General features: G+C 41.4%; 16 protein-coding genes. 11 read left to right on the forward strand and 5 right to left on the reverse strand.

Annotated features, from left to right (window positions below; translation table 11 throughout):
- Positions 1-58 precede the first annotated feature (58 nt).
- Together lhpI and BUA59_RS04650 are read left to right on the forward strand one after the other, a co-directional pair.
- Complete coding sequence (gene lhpI / locus BUA59_RS04645; protein ID WP_072838561.1) at positions 59-1009, forward strand: bifunctional Delta(1)-pyrroline-2-carboxylate/Delta(1)-piperideine-2-carboxylate reductase; 951 nt, start codon at positions 59-61, stop codon at positions 1007-1009.
- Between the two features lie 64 nt (positions 1010-1073).
- On the forward strand, positions 1074-2366 hold the full coding sequence (locus BUA59_RS04650) for an NAD(P)/FAD-dependent oxidoreductase (RefSeq protein ID WP_072838562.1): 1293 nt from the start codon (positions 1074-1076) through the stop codon (positions 2364-2366).
- On the opposite strand, the gene BUA59_RS04655 is transcribed toward BUA59_RS04650, so the two are convergent.
- The 3 genes from BUA59_RS04655 to BUA59_RS04665 form a co-directional block, all read right to left on the reverse strand.
- A complete protein-coding gene (locus tag BUA59_RS04655; RefSeq protein ID WP_072838563.1) occupies positions 2363-4708 on the reverse strand; it encodes an ATP-binding protein in 2346 nt (781 codons plus the stop codon). The two genes, BUA59_RS04650 and BUA59_RS04655, sit on opposite strands and share 4 nt — an antisense overlap.
- Before the next feature lie 2 nt (positions 4709-4710).
- Positions 4711-5511 carry a substrate-binding periplasmic protein gene (locus tag BUA59_RS04660; protein WP_072838564.1) on the reverse strand — a complete coding sequence of 267 codons (801 nt, stop codon included), beginning with the start codon at positions 5509-5511 and terminating at the stop codon, positions 4711-4713.
- A gap of 125 nt (positions 5512-5636) precedes the next feature.
- Positions 5637-6362 carry a response regulator gene (locus BUA59_RS04665; RefSeq protein WP_281251010.1) on the reverse strand — a complete coding sequence of 242 codons (726 nt, stop codon included), beginning with the start codon at positions 6360-6362 and terminating at the stop codon, positions 5637-5639.
- A gap of 743 nt (positions 6363-7105) precedes the next feature.
- Between BUA59_RS04665 and nhaC the strand changes: the two genes are divergently transcribed.
- The 6 genes from nhaC (at position 7106) to BUA59_RS04695 (ending at position 15238) form a co-directional block, all read left to right on the forward strand.
- Positions 7106-8590, forward strand: a complete 1485-nt coding sequence (gene nhaC / locus BUA59_RS04670; protein ID WP_072838566.1) for a Na+/H+ antiporter NhaC — start codon at positions 7106-7108, stop codon at positions 8588-8590.
- Between the two features lie 168 nt (positions 8591-8758).
- A complete protein-coding gene (locus BUA59_RS04675; RefSeq protein WP_072838567.1) occupies positions 8759-10015 on the forward strand; it encodes a DEAD/DEAH box helicase in 1257 nt (418 codons plus the stop codon).
- A 76-nt stretch (positions 10016-10091) separates the two neighbouring features.
- On the forward strand, positions 10092-11720 hold the full coding sequence (locus tag BUA59_RS04680) for a methyl-accepting chemotaxis protein (protein ID WP_072838568.1): 1629 nt from the start codon (positions 10092-10094) through the stop codon (positions 11718-11720).
- A gap of 99 nt (positions 11721-11819) precedes the next feature.
- Positions 11820-12890 (forward strand): GGDEF domain-containing protein, encoded by a 1071-nt coding sequence (locus BUA59_RS04685; protein WP_072838569.1) that lies wholly within the window; start codon positions 11820-11822, stop codon positions 12888-12890.
- A gap of 476 nt (positions 12891-13366) precedes the next feature.
- Positions 13367-14275: a hypothetical protein gene (locus tag BUA59_RS04690; protein WP_072838570.1), complete on the forward strand. Its 909-nt coding sequence runs from the start codon at positions 13367-13369 to the stop codon at positions 14273-14275.
- Between the two features lie 105 nt (positions 14276-14380).
- On the forward strand, positions 14381-15238 hold the full coding sequence (locus tag BUA59_RS04695) for a PA4780 family RIO1-like protein kinase (RefSeq protein ID WP_072838571.1): 858 nt from the start codon (positions 14381-14383) through the stop codon (positions 15236-15238).
- 28 nt (positions 15239-15266) lie between these two features.
- On the opposite strand, the gene BUA59_RS04700 is transcribed toward BUA59_RS04695, so the two are convergent.
- The gene (locus BUA59_RS04700; protein ID WP_084122167.1) at positions 15267-15821 is read right to left on the reverse strand and encodes a TetR/AcrR family transcriptional regulator; all 555 of its coding nucleotides are present in this window, start codon (positions 15819-15821) and stop codon (positions 15267-15269) included.
- 122 nt (positions 15822-15943) lie between these two features.
- Between BUA59_RS04700 and BUA59_RS04705 the strand changes: the two genes are divergently transcribed.
- The 3 genes from BUA59_RS04705 to BUA59_RS04715 all read left to right on the forward strand — a co-directional run bounded on the left by BUA59_RS04705 (position 15944) and on the right by BUA59_RS04715 (position 18535).
- Positions 15944-16441 (forward strand): HPP family protein, encoded by a 498-nt coding sequence (locus BUA59_RS04705; RefSeq protein ID WP_072838573.1) that lies wholly within the window; start codon positions 15944-15946, stop codon positions 16439-16441.
- 221 nt (positions 16442-16662) lie between these two features.
- Positions 16663-17346: a 7-cyano-7-deazaguanine/7-aminomethyl-7-deazaguanine transporter gene (locus BUA59_RS04710; protein ID WP_072838574.1), complete on the forward strand. Its 684-nt coding sequence runs from the start codon at positions 16663-16665 to the stop codon at positions 17344-17346.
- A 265-nt stretch (positions 17347-17611) separates the two neighbouring features.
- Positions 17612-18535 (forward strand): SphA family protein, encoded by a 924-nt coding sequence (locus BUA59_RS04715; protein ID WP_072838575.1) that lies wholly within the window; start codon positions 17612-17614, stop codon positions 18533-18535.
- Positions 18536-18694: 159 nt separating this feature from the next.
- Here the strand turns inward: BUA59_RS04715 and BUA59_RS04720 are convergent, their stop codons facing one another.
- Entirely contained in the window at positions 18695-19438 is a 744-nt protein-coding gene (locus BUA59_RS04720) for an oligogalacturonate-specific porin KdgM family protein (protein WP_072838576.1), read from the reverse strand.
- Positions 19439-19445: the final 7 nt, after the last annotated feature.

Genomic DNA, 19445 nt, shown 5'->3' on the forward strand with positions numbered 1-19445 from the left:
CTAAAGGAATAACCAACTTGCTAGGATGATACTTCACTCAATAGATAGGAGTCGTAACATGCAAATTTCAGCCGAAACCTTACGCGAACGCTTAACATGGCCAAAAATGATCAACGCTCTGCGCGCTATTTTTGTTGATGACGTTCAGTCTCCTGTTCGTCACCACCATTTTATAGACGTACCAGGCGAAGCCCAAGCCACCCTGCTACTGATGCCCGCATGGATTGAAGGTAAATATTTAGGCGTAAAACAAGTCAGCGTGTTTCCGAGTAATAACGCAAAAGGCCTACCAGGATTAACCAGTCTTTACACTTTAAGTTGCGGCAACACAGGACAAACCTTGGCACAAATGGATGGCAATGTGATAACAGCCATACGTACTGCAGCGGCATCAGCCTTGGCTTCTAGCTTTCTATCTCGTCCAAATTCTAGTTCTATGTTGATGGTTGGCGCAGGGAGAATGGGCCATCATCTTGTTCCTGCACACTGTAGTGTTCGTCCTATTGAGACAGTCTGGGTTTGGGACCGAACTATATCGACAGCGGTAGAGTTTGTCGCCGAACTACAAAACCAAGGCATTGATGCTCGCGTTTGTAACACAGAGCAACTTCCAGAAATCGCAGGTACCGTAGATATCATCAGCTGTGCCACACTTGCTAACGAGCCAATCATTCTAGGCGAATGGCTCAAGCCAGGCGTGCATGTAGACTTAGTCGGTAGCTTCACTCCAACCATGCGCGAAGTAGATAACCTAGCTATGCAAAAAGCAGAAATATTTGTCGATACTCGAGCTGGCGCCCTATCCGAAACAGGTGATTTGATCATACCAATTAGAGAAGGTGCTATCTCAGCTGACGACATTCACGCGGAGTTAACTGAGCTTTGTGGCAACACTCATCAAGGCAGATCATCTCTTCGCCAACCAGATCAAGCCATCACTTTATTCAAATCTGTAGGTGATTCCCGTGAAGATTTAGCCGCGGCAATTCTGGCGTATCAGAACTCATAACATTTTTTAGTCAAAAATCAATCGACTTAACAACATCAAATACGCACTTTTTTGGAGAAAATCAATGGAAAACAACACCCAATCACCTACGCTGGACAATAAAAAACCAGAGACCACAAGCAGCTTTGCTGTCGTAGGTGCGGGTGTCGTCGGTTTATGTGTGGCACTAGAAGCTCAAAGACGAGGCCACAAAGTCACATTGATTGACGATAAGGCTCCGGGTAAATCTACGTCCTCAGGCAATGCTGGGTATTTAGCCACAGAGATCATCGACCCACTGGGAACCCCAGAGGTACTTAGATCTGCTCCCAAGCTTTGGTTAAATCCAAAAGGACCAATCTGTACACCAATACGCTATATAACAAAAGCTGCGCCTTGGTATTGGCGCTTCATTAAAGCTGCTCAACCAGATCAGGCGCAACGCGGAACAGAGATGATACACCAGCTAAATAAAGAATCTGTTGGCGCTTGGAAACGCACCTTAACCGACATCGGCGCGGAAGCTCTTCTCATCAAAGGTGGGCATTTGGTTGTTTGGGAAAATCCCGATAAACGTGATGAAGCCTCAAAATTGATTGAAAAAATGCACAGCTACGACATTTCCTGCGAATTAGTCGATGGGAACAACTTAGCCTTATTAGAGCCTGAACTATCCCAAACACTCAGTCATGCGGTTTTCTTCCCAGAAATTCATCGGTTGTCGGACCCTTATGATGTTTGCAAAGCATTATTCGATGCATTTATAAAACGTGGAGGAAGCTTTATCAGCGCCAGAGTGAACGCCATTCAACCTTATGAAGACAGCATTAGGTTAGTCACGACACAACAAACAGAAACGTTTGATCGCGTTTCCATTTGCGCTGGTGCTTGGAGTAAAACGTTGCTAGAACAGGTCGGAATTCATGTGCCATTGGAAGCTGAACGTGGTTATCACGTAACTTTCCCCAACGATAAAACACGCATACATCACACTATTTTATCGGCAGACCGAAAGTTAGTTTTGTCGCCACTAGACGCAGGACTGCGTGCGGTAGGAATGAGTGAGATAGGGGGATTAGATTTACCACCAATCAAAAAGCGTTATCAGGTTTTACGCGAACACACCAAAGGCTTGCTACCTAAGCTATTCGATAACCCTAACCTTCAGTCGAGCGAATGGATGGGGCATCGGCCTTCTTTGCCAGACTCCTTACCGGTAATTGACCAGCACCCTCTTTATTCTCGTTTATCTTTTGCTTTTGGTCATCAGCATTTGGGGATTACACAGGCAGCGATAAGTGCAGAGCTCTTACTGGAAAAAATAGAAATGCGTCCAACGCGAATCCCAATGGAGGCATTGCGAGTCGACCGATTTTAATGGTCATGAACGGCATTTAACAATAAATCTAACGTCTCTTCATAAAGCGGTCTCAATGCGTTTATTTCAACACTAAAATCCATCTTGGTGCTGTCATTACAGTGGTTTTCTAATTCGCGGAAAGCCGCTGCTAAGGTTTGTGCACCGACAGCATCAGAATCACCTGCTAAACGGTGAGTAATGTCTGCCAACTCGTACAAATCTTTTTGTGCATTCATTTCAGTCAACTCATCCAAACCTCGCTCTATCGCCGACGAAAACAGCGACACCAATTTTTGTAAACGCTGCTTACCCAACGCCGTTAGATGAGAGTAAATAAGGCTGATGTTTAACAAGCCACTACTCGCTTGCTGATCTAGTGCTATCTGGCTATTGAGGTTTAGCTGCTCTCCCATTACCTGATAGAGCAATTCACGCTTAAAGGGCTTAGGAATAACGGCTCGAATACCAATGTCATGACATTGTTTCACATTACTTGGCAGAACATTGGCGGTGAGCGCTACGATAGGCGTTTGAGCATTTATCTGGCCACCATTGCGTATTTGATCTGCAACATCTAAGCCGCTTAACGAGGGTAAATGAATATCCATCAGAATCAAATCGAAGTGGCTGTTGTTCGCTTTATAAAGCGCTTCCTGACCATCCACAGCGAGTGTCACTTGATGGCCATCCTGCTCCAATAGTTCCGTAGTAACGGCTTGATTAATTGGCGTATCTTCAACCAGTAAAATCGACATAGGCGCTAATTTCCGAGGCGGTTCAATAGTCTCGACCGATGCGATATCGGCTTTATCTATAGCAATTAATGGCACATAGAACCAAAAAACACTGCCGCGACCTTCTTCACTTTCTACACCCATTTCACCTTCGAGTAATCTCACCAATTGGGCCGTAATGGCCAACCCCAACCCTGTACCGCCAAATTGTCGTGTGACACTTTCATCAGCTTGGCTAAAACGCTCAAATATATGCGAAAGATAACGATCAGGAATACCCATTCCCGTATCTTCTACTTCAATAAGTATGCCACTAGATTGCTCAGGATTCTCCTCTGCAGGCATCACAGAAATGGTTACAGAGCCATCACGAGTAAACTTAATGGCATTGGACACAAGGTTCGATAAGATTTGCCGTAGCGCACCAACGGCTCCCTGGTAGCGATCCTGTAATTGATCGCTAATTTGTACATTCAGCTGCGTATTCTGTTGCTGGGCTTGAGCCAAAAACAGCAAGCTCGTGGAATTTACTAGCTCGCTAATTGAAAACGGCAGAATCTCCGGACTATACATACCTTCTTCTAGACGAGCGTAGTCCAATAGACCGTTGAGAATTTCTAATAGAGCTTCACCAGACTGGTAAATCGCGGAAAGCTTCTCGTGGCTCTGAGAGGATTGAGGCTGGCTCTGCAGTAGCTCCACCATACCCAAAATACCATTCAACGGCGTTTTGATTTCGTGACTCATGGTGGCCAAAAACTGACTCTTGGCTAAGTTCGCTTTTTCAGCCGTTTCTTTAGCGTCTTGTAATCGTCGAGTCCGGCGGCTCACTTGTTCTTGCAGCTGATCTCGGTGATAACGCAATTCAGCTTCGATCACATCTTTTTGTTTGATATCCGCTAAAATTGCTTCTCGCATGTCATTCATCGCATTTACTACAGAATCGATTTCATCACTTTCTGAGCGCGGTGTTTTATGCGGCAATATTAGCTTTTTTTTGAGATTTCCAGCACCGATAGAACGGGTGTAACTAGCCATGTATTCCAGATGACGCGTTACCATAAAATGCACAATAAGCAGTAACAAAACCCCATTAATTAACACCAGAAGACTTTGAAAAAGCGCAATTTCGATAGCAGATCGCAGCAATTTTGACTGAATAGCCGCCATATCATGATATACCGTTAACTCGCCAAGCATGCGCTGCGTCTGCTTGCCATCTCGGTCAATGTAGTAAATAGGCAAAGTGGTGCCATTATTATTGTTCACAATCGAGTCTTTATCTCCGACTATGATGTCATCTTGCCAATCCGCAGAGTGCAAGGTAACCGCATTCACATTGGAGAAGTTCATAATGCCTTTTAGCTGCAATTCTAATTGCTCGCTATCAAGATCCCACAAACCTTTACGCACACCTTCAATATGCGATGAAGTAATATAATCAGTTTGCTGCTGCATCGAAGCACGCTCGCGTCGATATTCGTTGAATACTTGAACGCTCGTCGAGATAAGTGCCAGCAACAAACTTAATGACAAAAGTTTGATAAAAATACGGTATGCCAGCGGGTGCATTTTCTTATAGCGTAATAGATTAGGGATTAATGCAAACTTTATTAATTGGCGCATAACTAGTAGTCAAACTCCCCACTTAAACCAAGATCAGTATTGTAAATTCGGCGATAACGTTCCACCAATTCAGACACTGTATCCGGCTCTTTTAGTAACTTATCTAAGCGCTGATTTAAAAACGGTAGCCAGTTTACTAAAGGAGACTTTTTGGAAATGGCGAGGTACCAAAAATCGCTAACATCCGTTTTTGTATGACCTATTTTTCCTTCTAGACCGAGTCGATGAACATCCAATTGACCTGACAATTTTCCCATTGGCACAACGTCTAAGCGATTATCAGCCAGCTTTAATAGATTTTGATCCTGAGTGGAGACAAGCTCTAAGTTCGGATATTCATGTAGAGCAGCATCCACTTCATTACCAAAACTGTCGCCCATTAACAATCCAACGCGCAAGCCAGACAAGGCTTTCCAATCTTTAAATACCAGTGGATGCTCAATAGGATAATAAAGGTAAATCGACTCTCGAATGACTGGAGCGTCTAGGTAGGTAAGAAACCGTTGGCGTTTTGTGGTTTTGAACCCAGACAGCATATCAACGTTGCCTAACTCGACTTCTTTGAGGCAACGCCGCCAATTGCTATTTTGACGTGCATCAACCGTCACACCAAGTGGCTCTAATAACATTCTAATAACAGCAACGTTAACGCCATCAATTTTTTCATCAGCATTCAGCCATGAAACCGGTGGATAAGCACTGTTCCCACACACTTTTATTGTTAATCCAGATAAGCCATTCTGCGGTGGATGAGAGACTGACAACGCGTCGTTTTCAGCTAAAGCACTCCAAGAAAACAACATACTCAACCAGATAAAGCATAACCAAAGAGCTCTGCTGTACGTTTCAAACCTATAATAGAGTGTTGCGCGGTGAACGTTTTTTTTCCTAACATTCACCACAAATAATCGCCTTATCACCGCTCGCATTACAAATCGTCTTGAGGGTTATTACTAAGGAGGTAGCCAACACCATGAACGGTAATAATCATTTGTGGGCAATGCGGGTCTTCGCTTAACTTACGGCGAATTCGGCCTATTAAAACATCAATAGTGCGATCCGTAGCGTTCCATGTGCGATTTTTGATTCGGTCCATAAGTTGATCACGCGTTAAGGCAACCCCCTCATTTGCCTTAAGCGCTAACAAAAGCTGAAATTCACCTTCGGTTAATTGGCTCACACTGCGGTCAGACTTAAGCAATACACGGCGTGATGTATCTAATTGCCATGTCCCAATCGAACGAAAAACGGGTTCTTCTATTGGTTTTTTAGCAAGTTCTCTCTGATTCCTAACGCGGCGAATGAGGTTTTTACCACGAGCCAAGACTTCTCGAGCATTAAAAGGTTTGCAAACGTACTCATCGGCTCCACACTCTAGCCCTATGATGCGGTCGATATCGTCCTGTTTACCTGTTACTAAAATAATTCCGACTTCTGAACGGCTCCGTAATTCGCGGGTCAGAGTCAATCCATCTTTACCAGGTAAACGAATGTCTAGAAGAATAAGGTCGAATTCTTGCTCACCCAATAACTGTTCAGCGGCTTCAGCAGTATCAGCCCCTGAGACTGTATAGCCTTCTTCTGCAAAGTAGCTTTCGAGTGTTTCTCTGATTACGCTAGAATCGTCAACCACGAGAATTTTAATGTCTGACATTAACATAGCTAAGTACTACAAAAGGTAAAAGTTAAATCAAGTGTTTCATGATCATTTTATTATCGTTATTTTTAATGTTAAACAAGCCATCTCATGACCTGTTCAATGAACTATAACAATTAAGCCAAGAAAAGATAAGAGCATAATATTTCTAAAAAATATCAACGAAATGTAAATAGATCCGCACTATGTAAACAGCTGTTAATATTAATTTCAATCCTATCATTAAATAAAACCATTTCGTAACGAAAGCTATCACAGAGCAAATATATGCTGATATTCGCTTTTTCTAAGAAGTGATAACAAAGCCACAAAACACAGCATTTTTTGTGCTCAGCTCAGTCTTGGTGCAGTTTCGTTTATCCCTTGATCAATACGTCATCATTGATGATTCTTTCTACCTTATTTAGGATTAACTGACCGATTTATCATGCACAGTAATAGAGCAATAGATATGAGTATCTCATTCGATATGGTTTTTAAATAAGGTTTCTCGCCATATTTTTTGTCATCAAGTCATTAAAAAAATACTCGTGATATTTAATGCTCCCTAATCAAATACGGATTTAACAAGGCATTTTTCGCTATTTCTATTTCACATTGTTCATACAAAGTATTACGACTTGTTTGTGAATTAATTATCCCTTCCTGCTACAACATTAATTAAGAAAAATGGAATATGACATTTCACCATGTCAATTTCCTTTATCCGAACTCAATAAAAAAGAAAAAAGGAACAACATATGGCTGTCAGCACACAACAATCAGAGACACAGAAGCCAAGCCTTGCGCTTGCTCTTGTCCCTGTAATACTCACTCTTGCTTTACTCGGCGTGCAAATCTTCTATTTTGGTGATTTCACACCGCATATACCTCTTGCTATTGGCTTAGCCATTACAGCGTTAGTTGGTATTAAACAGGGCTTAAAGTGGAAGCAAATTGAAGAAGGAATTTTTCATGTAATCCACGTATCTATGCCTTCTGTATCCGTATTGATTTTAGTCGGCATGTTGGTCGGGGTTTGGATTGCCAGCGGTACCGTCCCTACTTTGATTTATTACGGACTAACATTACTATCACCACAAATATTCTTAGCCGCGGCAATGATTCTTTGTTCCGTTGTATCTCTATCTTTGGGTACATCTTGGGGAACAGTCGGCACAGTCGGCCTAGCCCTAATGGGGATTGGTGCAGGTTTTGAAATTCCAATGTACTGGACTGCCGGCGCAGTTGTATCTGGTGCCTTCTTCGGTGATAAGGTTTCACCTCTTTCCGATACCACTAACTTAGCACCAGCGGTGACAGGCACTGATGTGTTTTCCCACATCAAAAACATGATGCCAACCACTATCCCAGCGATGTTAATTGCTTTGGTTATCTATTTAATCGCAGGCTTTACTTTAATCGACAACGACAATGGTTCTTTTGAACGCATCACTGCGATCACATCGTCCCTACAAAGAAACTTCGAAATCTCTGCTTGGTTACTGGCTCCGGCTTTAGTCGTTATTGTACTTGCTGTTAGACGCATGCCGCCGATTCCATCTTTATTCGCGGGTGTTATTGCAGGTGCAATTGTTGCAGTGTTTACACAAGGCGCAGGCATCCATGACATTTTAACTTATGCGAACAGCGGTTACTCCATCACCACAAGCTCTGATGCGATTAACAGCCTCCTAAATCGCGGCGGCATCCAATCTATGATGTGGACTATATCCTTGATTTTGATCGCACTCGGTTTTGGTGGCGCACTTGAAAGAACAGGCTGTCTAGAAGCCATTATCAGCGCCATCATGACTAAAGTAACAACATTCAAAGGTGTTCAGACGTCAGCCACACTAACATCGGTTGCAACCAACCTTGTCGCAGGCGACCCTTACCTATCCATCGCTCTACCTGGTCGTATGTATGCACCAGTATATCGCGGAATGAAGTATTCAACGCTTAACCTTTCTCGCGCAATCGAAGAAGGCGGCACCTTAGTTTCTCCTCTTGTGCCTTGGAATGCTGGCGGTGCTTTCGTTATCGGTGCATTGGGTTTGAGTATTGGCGATGGCAATTTCGAGAATCTACTTTATATCCCTCTAGCCTTCGCATGTTGGATTTCTCCCGTTCTAGGCCTCATCTATGCTCAGCTAGGTTTTTTCTCTCCAAAAGCAACGGAAGAAGAACAAGCAAGATGGAAGAAAAACAACGAGCTGGTTATGGATTACGGTACCGCTAAGTAATCGCCAGATATTCAAATCAACAAAAAAGCAGAGCACTCATGAGGTTCTGCTTTTTTGTCTTCTAAAAACAATAACCTTCTAAAATCAAATCAAAAAACAACTCTGAAATGTCAGCAAAGTGCTACACTAGCGCCCTCAATTTGCACCTTAAAAATAAGCGAGACATCCATGAGCTTTGCGTCTTTAGGACTTCATCAAGACATTATTCAGCAAGTAACAGAGCTGGGATATACAACACCAACGCCCATTCAACTTGCCGCCATTCCAGCCGTCTTGGCGAAAAAAGATCTTATGGCCGGAGCGCAAACTGGTACAGGGAAAACGGCCGCTTTTGCTTTACCGCTGTTACACCAAATTCTACGAGCTAAAGACTCAAATAATGCTGAAGGCATTCAAGTGCTAGTACTCACGCCTACTCGCGAATTGGCGCAACAAGTTCATGCTAGCTTCATTAAATACAGCGCAAAACTACCGATCCAGTCGGTTGTCGCTTATGGTGGCGCAAGTATAAATGTGCAACTCGATGCATTGAGACAAGGCTGTGATGTGTTGGTTGCAACCCCAGGCCGCTTACTTGAACTCATCATGAAAAACCTGATTGATTTAAGTAAGTTACAAGCCCTAGTATTAGATGAAGCAGACCGCATGTTAGACATGGGGTTTATCATTGATATTCAAAGAATATTGAAAAAACTGCCTGAATCTCGACAAACTTTATTTTTCTCCGCCACCTTCAATGACGAAATTTTCGCCCTAAGCAAAACCCTATTAAAAGACCCACAATTAATCGAAGTGAACAGCCGAAATACCACGGCGACTCAGGTCGAGCAAACGATTTACGCGGTAGATCAAGATCGAAAAAGTGCCCTACTGTCGTTCCTCATAGGATCTAAAAACTGGCAACAAGTACTTATTTTCACTCGCACCAAACAAGGCGCTGACGAGCTAGCCAAAGAAATGGAAAAAGATGGTATTGCCACTCAATCCATCCATGGTGACAAATCCCAAGGCGCACGTGATCGCGTATTGGCAGATTTTAAAGCAGGCAAAGTACGTGCTCTCGTAGCAACTGATGTTGCAGCAAGAGGTATAGACATAGAGCAATTACAATATGTCGTAAATCACGAATTACCTTACAACGCAGAAGACTATATTCACCGCATCGGCCGAACTGGTCGTGCTGGTTCAACAGGCCTTGCCATCTCCTTAGTTTCCGAAAAAGAGCGCTATCTACTAACAGACATTGAAAAACTAGTTGGTGAGCAATTTGTTCCTCAGTGGCTACCAGGTTTTGAACCAGACCTAAACAAAGTAAACAACGCCCAGAAAAAGCGCGAGCCATCTAAAAAAGAATTAAGAGCAAAAGCGCTAGGCATACACCCTTCAAAAGACAAAAAACCAAATAAAAAACGTCGTTCAAAATAAAGTAATTCGTTGTTATTATTCTAATAATTATTAGGTAAAAATCAGCTGTCAGCTTCGTATTCGATAGGGAAATCACATGTTTACAACAATTAAGTCTCGCCTGTTAATAACAGTTCTTCTACTCAATGCTTTAGCCAGTATCTGTTATACAGCTTATCTTTACGATGTTCGCAAAACAGACTTATATGATCAGGTCGATCGTAATCTCATGTTTGCCGCAAATACCGCGGCAGAACTAGCGGATGCAGATATTTACGACCAAATTTCTCATGGTAGTTTCACTGTAGCTCAATCAGACCTTCTGCAACTAAAAGCCTACAATGTTCTAAAATTCTCAGATGTAGAATATATCTACACCATGGTTAAAACGTCTGACGATATTGTATTTGTATTAGACACACCCGATCCAGAAGAAGTCGAAAGCAATAAACTACCCGCACCTTTGCCATCCTATGAAGATCCAAGTGACAAGCTACTAAAGGCATTCTCTCAAAATGGAACACAGCCAATATTCGACGAATATACAGATGAGTGGGGAACATTCAGATCTATATTTATTCCTTATACAACAAAGAACGGTCAAAAATTTGTTGCTGGCGCAGATATACTGCTATCTAGGATACAAGCGGAATTACAAAAAACCTTAATAATATCTAGCATAATCGGCTTTATAATATTCATTATCTCCTCGACCATTATTTATTGGCTTGTTTCTCATATATTGAAGCCTCTCGCCGAAGCTCAAGTACTAATGCGCACTATTGCGACAACACGTAATCTTACCTTACGCTCCAAAACCAATTCAGATGAAATTGGTCTATTACTAGAAGACTTCAATCATTTAATTTCAGAGCTTCAATCAACGCTATCAGCATCAACTAATTCGGCTATTGAAAACTCCACAGTATCTTCCCAACTTCAAGGTAGCAGTAAAGAAATCCGTTTAGCAGCACAAAAAATTGCATCAGCGGTCGATGAAGCCCGCCAGCATGCGGTATCGACTAGTCAGTTATTAGAAGTATCAGACTCTGATTTAACCACGGCGGTAAAAGACACTCAGAGTGCAACTACTTCCTTAGAAAGAGGGCAGCATGCTTTCGGTAAAGTAACCAAAATCATCAATGAAACAGCATTGTCTCAATCACAACTTTCTGACGAATTAAACTTACTTTCGCATAAAGCAGAAGAAGTTAATAAAATCCTCTCCTCTATCAGTGGTATAGCAGACCAAACCAACCTATTAGCGCTAAATGCCGCAATTGAAGCGGCACGTGCAGGAGAGGAAGGACGAGGGTTTGCGGTTGTTGCTGACGAAGTTCGCCAACTTGCTATCCGCACTCAAAGCAGTTTGAATGATACTGGTATCGCCATTGGCAGTATCATCTCAGCGATAAGCAAGGTTGCTGACAAAATGAAAAACAGCGAAAGCCAGTTTAATCAGCTACTAGAGGAATCTTCTCAGGCGCTAAACAGCATTACAGAGAGTTCGACAACTATGTCTGACACCCGTAAGAAGATGCAATTCACTTCTGGGAATGTAACTAATGTCTTAAGAGATATTCACCAGGTGCTATCACTAATGTCTAACGTGGAAAGCCAAGCTATCTTTAACAGGAACAGCACAGAGGAAATTGCCGAAGCTGCAGATCGTCTTCAAAATTCAAGCTTGTCGTTAAAAAATGAATTAAATAGGTTTGTCGTTTAGTATAGGCGGCGTTAACAAGAAAAGAGCTATCACCTACTTGTTAGCGCGTCGGTTTTAATATGAAATATAAGGCCTATATATGCAGAGTTTACTTGTGCAATGAAACTCCAAAGCACGTCAAATAGGCAACTTAACACTTCATCAATGTCTCCAACATTGTTTCGAAGAATGCTTGTTGTCGCTATTTTAGGCTTTAGTGCAATATGGACAATTGATGCTTCAAGCGGAATTATTGTGTCCTTTGACGCCGCAGCTTACCCTATTTGCATAGGTGCTTTTAGCCTTGTTTTTATCCTTAGTGTCGCCACTAAAATCAATCATCAAAGCCTACATTTTTTTGTCTACTTTATCGTTGCCGGTTATCTAATTAGCTCAAGTATTTGGCATCACATGGCTGCTAATGGCTTGTTTTCAAACGCTGCGCAGTGGTTGGGGCTAAATTATGTCATTGCTTATCTATTTCTCGAAGTCAAAAAAGCCGCCCCCACAACCATCATCGTCTTTGTTGTAACCATCATTGGCCATTACATAGCGATCATCCAATACCACACAATGGCAGACACAATGGGGGTGGTCTTAAATATTGCTATTGCACACCTTATTTACATATTCTTGCTATGGACAGTGATTAAACTCAGAGTCAAAACCGACCAAGTCATAGAACGAGCAGACACACTCGAAAACTATGCTTATGTCGATCTACTCACTCGAGTACTAAATCGACGAGGAATTGAAAAAGTTTTTAACGAGCTTAATCTAGATTCAACAGAGCAAAAGAAGAATTACGCAATTCTAATAATCGACATTGATCATTTTAAACAGGTCAATGATATAAATGGTCACTTGGCGGGAGATAAAGTACTTAGCAGCATAGCAGGTAAACTCAGCCGAACAGTTCATCCTAACGATGTTCTGGGTCGCTGGGGGGGCGAAGAATTTATTGTCCTTACTTTGAATAGAACGCCAAAGCAAGTAATGACCCTAGCTGAAAACTTAAGAACAGCAGTCAGTAACCTCGTCATCGACAACATATCCAACATTACGGTAAGCATTGGCATTGGATACTCATATGAAGCTTCTTCAAAAGAGGCTGTATTCAAAATCGCTGATAGCCACCTTTATATAGCTAAACAATCTGGGCGCAATACCATTCGCACGAGTAACACTTAGCTCCTATTTTTCTCACTAAATATCTTCCACCTACCCACCTCCATCCAGTAAAAAAACATTATCTTTCTAGCAAACATAAGAATCGCTCTACGCACAAAAACATCTTGATATATAAAGCTATTATTCCATTACTATTTCCAATTCAGCCCATTTTTAGCTCCGTCCTCCTTTTCTAATAACTCCATCCAACTCAGCTAAAAGAGATCCACTCAACATTAGTTATCGAAAAACACAGTTAAAACCTCAAGCCCTCTATCCATTTCCTTAAACATACTTCCTATAGAGAACAGCTCTCGTTTTTGGAAAAAACCATTGAATTTTAATATCAAAAAAGACCAAGAGATCATTATAATATCAATAAATACACTGTAAAATTATTGTAAGGTTACACGAATACACGTAAGATTTACGAAACATACTACACAGTAATAGATAGCATTTTAGAATAAGAAAAAATCAAAAAGGAATAAAAAGCTATGATTAGAGATAATATTGATTTTCTTGATGCTTCGTCTGAAAGAGAGTGCACTTTTTATAATGACTATTTACTCAAAAATATTCGAAGCGCATCTTTGAAAAATTTACGCGGTAATTCGCAAGCTGAGCGTATAAAAAAGCTGAATGAAGAATTAGAAAATCTAATCAACAAAAAAAGAGCGCCGCAGAACTTTGCAACTCAAATGCGTACTGCGTTTAAAGCAAGCCAACTCCCTTCCAATTATTTCCGCTGGATAGATAAAAAAGACGAAAGATTATGCAATTGGGCATGGTGTTACTTAAAAAGCACTACTAAAAAGTCAGAAACCGAATCAGAACAAGATCCAACGAAAGAAAACCCATTCTTATTGCTTTCAGGAAAAGCGTTCAATACCGAAAGAAGCAATGCTGCTGATAGACACATGGATATCTTGGATGCTTTTTATCATGGCGAAGCAGATACACAACAACAGCAAGACCTACTCGAAGAACTGAAAGCGAAATGGCAGGAAATTCGTTTTAATGAAACGATCGTCAATTGGCTTGAAGGAAATAATCCATCACAATGGGTCTGGGCTTGGTCTTATCTGCAAAATATTACTCAAAGACCTCTAAAACAGGCTTGGATACCGACCACAGAAGCAGAAAAAAAAGCTGCGGTTATTGCTACTATCGATTTATCTGATAACGTAGACCGTAAAGCATTAATCATTGATAAAATGAAAAAAGCTTGGAGTCAGAAAAAATTTCGTGAAAAATCGAGTGGTAGAAAACCTTACAGCATCAGCATGACGCTCAACACCAAGCAAAAGCTAAATGCGCTGGCTGAAGAAAAAAACATGAAAATCAACGAGATGGTTGAGTATTTAGTAAGGAATGAATATAAAAAGCGAGATTCCAACGAATAGCCTTGTTAATTGCAAGGTAGAAATGATTCCGCTATACCGGCGATAAAGTCTATTTTCTATTTCTGGTAGTTTCATTTGTCATCTAATCACTGTATAACGAGCCGCATGAAAATCCCTAAAAGAATACAACCACTCATCGAAGATGGCTTAGTAGACGAAGTACTTCGACAATTAATGAGCGGAAAAGAAGCGACTGTCTACGTAGTACGCTGTGGATCAGAGATCCGTTGCGCAAAAGTATATAAAGAAGCCGGTAAACGCAGCTTTAAACAGGCTGTGCAATATCGCGAAGGCAGAAAAGTCCGCAATAGCCGTCGTTCTAGAGCTATGGAAAAGGGCTCTAAATTTGGCCGAGATGAGCAAGAGAACCTTTGGCAAAACGCTGAAGTCGATGCCTTGTATCGATTAGCGGCTGCTGGTGTTCGCGCTCCAACTCCTTATGGATGCTTTGATGGCGTTTTATTGATGGAGCTCGTTACCGATGATAGCGGTGAAGTAGCACCACGCCTCAATGATGTAGTACTGACGGAAGAGCAAGCTAAACGAGATCACGATACTATCATCAAAGATATTGTCCGCATGTTGTGTGCTGGTTTGATCCACGGTGATTTATCTGAATTTAACGTATTGGTTGATTCTCAAGGCCCTGTGATTATAGATCTTCCTCAGGCCGTTGATGCAGCAGCAAATAATAATGCCGAATGGATGCTAGAACGTGACGTAAATAATATGCGCAATTATTACGGCATGTTCGCGCCAGAACTTCTTGAGACCAAATACGCCAAAGAAATATGGGCGCTATTTGAAGCAGGTAAATTAACGCCGCACACCGAACTGACAGGTCTATTCGAAGAGCCAACAGAAGAAGCCGATGTCGATTCCGTACTACAAGAAATCAAAGAAGCCTTCGAAGAAGAACAAGACCGTTTAGCTCGTATTAACAGTTCAGACGACGAAGATTAATTAGCAATTTAGGTACAGTTTTTTCAGATTAGCCTAAGAGAGCAACAGCCATTGCTTTTGCTCTCTTAGCAGCATCTAGGTCACCCGCTACATACGCCTGCGCAATCGCTCCTTCCTTAAGCACACTTATGCTCTGTGCCAAATCAGCTGAAGCCAATTTAGCTGAACAGCTTACAAGATTCGCTTGAATAAAAGACGTAATATTTTGCTTATGGCGCTGACATATTTCATTAACCACATGATCAGAAAACTCCCCATTGGCTTTTACGAAAAAGCAGCCTTTAAATGGCGATAACACCTCAATTTTGTCATGAAACCAATCATCAAGCGCATCAAACAAGGCTAAAACAGCGGTTTTTCCTTCCCCAGCCGCCATCATTCTTGATGTTAGCCAATCCATAAAGATCTGATCTCGGTAAATCAGCACAGCTTCAACCAAAGCATCTTTACTACTAAAGTGATGATAGAGCGTTTTTTTTGCCACACCGGTTTCCGACAAAATCAGATTTATTCCCACAGCATGAATGCCATGTTGATAAAAAAGCTTAAACGCGGCGTGTATTAATAAGTCAGGCTTAGTCACTTCACTTCTCCCTAATCGAAAAAGAATATTGACACGAGTGAACAGACTTGTCTACCATTGCAAAGACAAATCGGTCTACCTGTATTTACCGACGATAAGCAACGTTCAAGAGGAATCCATTCATGCTATCCAACTTTTTCACTTCATTTTATCAATCGAGATTCTTTACTATTTGCCTGGCGGGGATTGGAGCAACACTGTGTATCTTTATGATTGCCCAAGGCGCTCAGCTTGCACCAGAGTATCTTGGTATGATGGCGCCTTTTGGCGCAACTATGGTTATCCTGTTCGCCCTACCTAAAAGCCCTTTAGCTCAACCCAAAAATATTCTGGGCGGTTATTTATTAACAACCACAATAGGATTAATCGCATTACAATTCTGGGATGTAACCCCATTAACCATGGCAATAAGTGTTGGAGTCGGCGTTTCCTTGATGATGTTAACCAATACACTACATCCTCCGGCAGGCGCGAACCCTCTTTTAGTACTATCACTGAAAGTGTCATGGGGGTTTTTACTATCGCCAGTTCTATCTGGATGCTTGCTTATTATTCTGTTCGGCTGGTGTTACCACAACTGGATCTCACGTATTGGCTATCCACTAAACTCAAAGAATTGAAACCATACAAAGTGTTAATACACTAAAAGGCTCGCTGGTTGTGTTTTTATACAAACTTTCAGCTGATCAAATGCGATTTATTACATTTGGTGCTTTTTTAACCAAATGAATCATGTATAATTCTGCTCCGCATTTGACCTTACGGTCAGATGTCAAAATAAAGCGTCATTAAATTTTAAACTTGGGTTCCCTCACCCCAATCAAACGAAAAAGGTCACAATATGAGTACTTTTACATCTGTGCAAAAAGGCAAGGCACTGTGCTACCTTGCGATGTTCCACCTACTAATCATTGCTTCTAGCAATTATCTAGTTCAGATTCCCTTCACGGTATCAGGGTTCCACACCACTTGGGGTGCGTTCACTTTCCCTTTTATCTTTTTAGCAACAGACCTCACAGTAAGAATCTTCGGCGCGGCATTAGCTCGAAAAATCATCTTCTTAGTCATGATTCCATCGCTAATCGTTTCTTATGTATTGTCAGTTGTGTTTGCTCAAGGCGAGTTTCAAGGCTTCGGGGCTTTGTCATCACTAAATACATTTGTCGGACGAATTGCTATTGCTAGCTTGATGGCTTATCTACTTGGTCAAGTACTTGATATTCAAGTATTTAATCGCTTACGCCAACTTAAGCAGTGGTGGATTGCACCTGCGGCATCGACTTTATTTGGTAATGGTTTGGACACATTGGCGTTCTTCGGTATCGCTTTTTACCAAAGTCCAGATCCATTTATGGCACAACATTGGCAAGAAATAGCACTGGCGGATTTTGGCTTTAAACTCATCATCAGCCTTGGTTTGTTTATTCCCCTATATGGCGTGTTACTAAACTATCTAACCAAGAAAATAACAGAGGTAAAACCCGACTTCAGAATGCCAAACGCGCAAGGAAATGGTGCCCAATAAAACCCCAATATTTTTATGATAAACGATGGAGCCTCTGATCTAATCGGAAGCCCCATCGTTTTGCATGTATCAAGATTTTCCTTACTCTCCCTAGTTTTCATCGCTCCTTATAAGACAGAAATAAACATTTCATATAAACAAACCATTCTAATTAGTTACAAAGATAAACAATTAAAACCACCAACTATCCTATATGGGATATGAATTAATACTCAACTCTAGGCATGCTTCTCCACTACAACTAATAAAAATAAAAGAGGAATGTATGAATAGATTTAAATTAAACTCAATCGTCGGTATCAGTGCAGGCCTTGTCATATCAGGTTCAGTACTCGCCACTGAAAATGGTGCACCAAGTACAGCTCCAGGCATTTATGGTTTTAGCGCTGGCTATATGCCTCCAGTAACAGATATCGGTGCTTTCTCTATAAGAGGATCGATTTATAAAGCAAATAAAAATTTAAATGGTAAGGGCGACGAAAATCTAAGTGACTTTTCACAAACAGTGAAGGCACTCTCTCTCACTTACATAAAGATGACAGATACCCAGTTTCAAGGTGCCAACTATGGATACGGAATCGTTATCCCATTTTTGGATTTAGATATTGACGGCAAGGTGCCTAATTCAAATATTTCGGTAGTCGGGTCAGATTCTAGTATCGCTGATATTCAAATTGTGCCTTACATTTTGCAGTGGCATCCATCAGAAAATCTAGCAACCAATACACAATTGCAAATACAAATTCCAACGGGTCATTACAGCAAAGACGATACCATCACAACAGGCCTAAATCACTGGACCTTTTCTCCTGCATTTAACTTCACTTACATGACAGACAGTGAAATTGAAATTTCCTCTAGCTTCCAGTTAGACATCAATACTGAAAACAAAGACACCAACTACACAAGCGGGATTGAATACCGGCATGAGTTTGCTATTGGTCAGCATTTAACTGATTGGACAGTTGGGCTAGGTGGTTTTTACTACAAACAACTAACCGATGACAAAGCACCAGCAAGCAGCAATATTGTGAATGGCAACAAAGGAGAAGTGGTAGCAATCGGACCAGAGCTTAGTTTCTTCCGGCCAGACCTGCCTTTTGTCTCGTTCCATGCTTACAAAGAGTTCAAAGCAAAAAACCGTACACAAGGCTATACAGCAGCATTATTAGTTTCCCAAAGCTTTTAATACTCTCGCTAAATATTGAGTCATAACACGGTGGCAGTTATACCCTTTCTGTTTCCGTCGTTATGCATTTAATAAAAACAATGATATTAGCAAATAAAGGCCTATCTAAAAGGGAGTAAAAATAGGCCTTTACAGTGCATGAATTAAAGACTAACAGGATTAGTAGCTGTATTTAGCGCCAATTTTATACACAGGGCGCCAGCTATCATTAGATTTAACCTGCGCGCCTTTATAACTGTAGGTATCGCCAGATTTATAGGGTTTCATACCAACTTCTGCAAATGGGCTCCAACCACTTTTAAAGCCTTTGTATTCGCCGGTGAAATTAACTTCAGAAAAGCCTGACTTGTCACCTTTCCATCTTGGGCCTGAGCTTTCTTGGTTGAAAGTGTAATCAACTGATGCTCCAAAACCCCAATCTTCAATACCTTTGTACCCAGTAGAGAAAGTCCAACGGTTGTAATGAGAGTTTTGTTTCGTCTTATCAGCTAACTTATCGTAATGATAGCGATGACGGAAACCAACAGACCAATCATCATTTACTTTATAACCAAGACTTAAATTAAACTGATGACCTACTTTGTCAGAGCCTGATTCCCACTTGTACTGCGGAGTTAAAGTAAGCGTGTCAGAGATTTTATAGCGATAGCTGATATTCGTTTGCTGACCATTGCCGCTTAGTTCATCAAAAGGACCTGCACCTTTAGCGCTGCCCCATTTTGCTTCTACGCCAAAACCGATGCCATTGGCAAATCGATGACTGACTTCAATACGATCTTTATTTTCTTGATCCTGTCCATCGTATTCAGGAACGTACTCATGACGAATATTAATCGTTGTTGCATGAGCTGCAACGCTGGTTAGCCCAATCAGGACTGCTGCAGATACAATTTTAATCTTCATATCAAAA

The organism is Marinomonas polaris DSM 16579 (assembly GCF_900129155.1).
Classification (GTDB): domain Bacteria; phylum Pseudomonadota; class Gammaproteobacteria; order Pseudomonadales; family Marinomonadaceae; genus Marinomonas; species Marinomonas polaris.

Coding starts and splice junctions, on each gene's coding strand:
- lhpI (WP_072838561.1), top strand. CDS start 59: ATGCAAATTTCAGCCGAAACCTTACGCGAACGCTTAACATGGCCAAAA.
- BUA59_RS04650 (WP_072838562.1), top strand. CDS start 1,074: ATGGAAAACAACACCCAATCACCTACGCTGGACAATAAAAAACCAGAG.
- BUA59_RS04655 (WP_072838563.1), bottom strand. CDS start 4,708: ATGCGCCAATTAATAAAGTTTGCATTAATCCCTAATCTATTACGCTAT.
- BUA59_RS04660 (WP_072838564.1), bottom strand. CDS start 5,511: ATGTTGTTTTCTTGGAGTGCTTTAGCTGAAAACGACGCGTTGTCAGTC.
- BUA59_RS04665 (WP_281251010.1), bottom strand. CDS start 6,362: ATGTCAGACATTAAAATTCTCGTGGTTGACGATTCTAGCGTAATCAGA.
- nhaC (WP_072838566.1), top strand. CDS start 7,106: ATGGCTGTCAGCACACAACAATCAGAGACACAGAAGCCAAGCCTTGCG.
- BUA59_RS04675 (WP_072838567.1), top strand. CDS start 8,759: ATGAGCTTTGCGTCTTTAGGACTTCATCAAGACATTATTCAGCAAGTA.
- BUA59_RS04680 (WP_072838568.1), top strand. CDS start 10,092: ATGTTTACAACAATTAAGTCTCGCCTGTTAATAACAGTTCTTCTACTC.
- BUA59_RS04685 (WP_072838569.1), top strand. CDS start 11,820: ATGAAACTCCAAAGCACGTCAAATAGGCAACTTAACACTTCATCAATG.
- BUA59_RS04690 (WP_072838570.1), top strand. CDS start 13,367: ATGATTAGAGATAATATTGATTTTCTTGATGCTTCGTCTGAAAGAGAG.
- BUA59_RS04695 (WP_072838571.1), top strand. CDS start 14,381: ATGAAAATCCCTAAAAGAATACAACCACTCATCGAAGATGGCTTAGTA.
- BUA59_RS04705 (WP_072838573.1), top strand. CDS start 15,944: ATGCTATCCAACTTTTTCACTTCATTTTATCAATCGAGATTCTTTACT.
- BUA59_RS04710 (WP_072838574.1), top strand. CDS start 16,663: ATGAGTACTTTTACATCTGTGCAAAAAGGCAAGGCACTGTGCTACCTT.
- BUA59_RS04715 (WP_072838575.1), top strand. CDS start 17,612: ATGAATAGATTTAAATTAAACTCAATCGTCGGTATCAGTGCAGGCCTT.
- BUA59_RS04720 (WP_072838576.1), bottom strand. CDS start 19,438: ATGAAGATTAAAATTGTATCTGCAGCAGTCCTGATTGGGCTAACCAGC.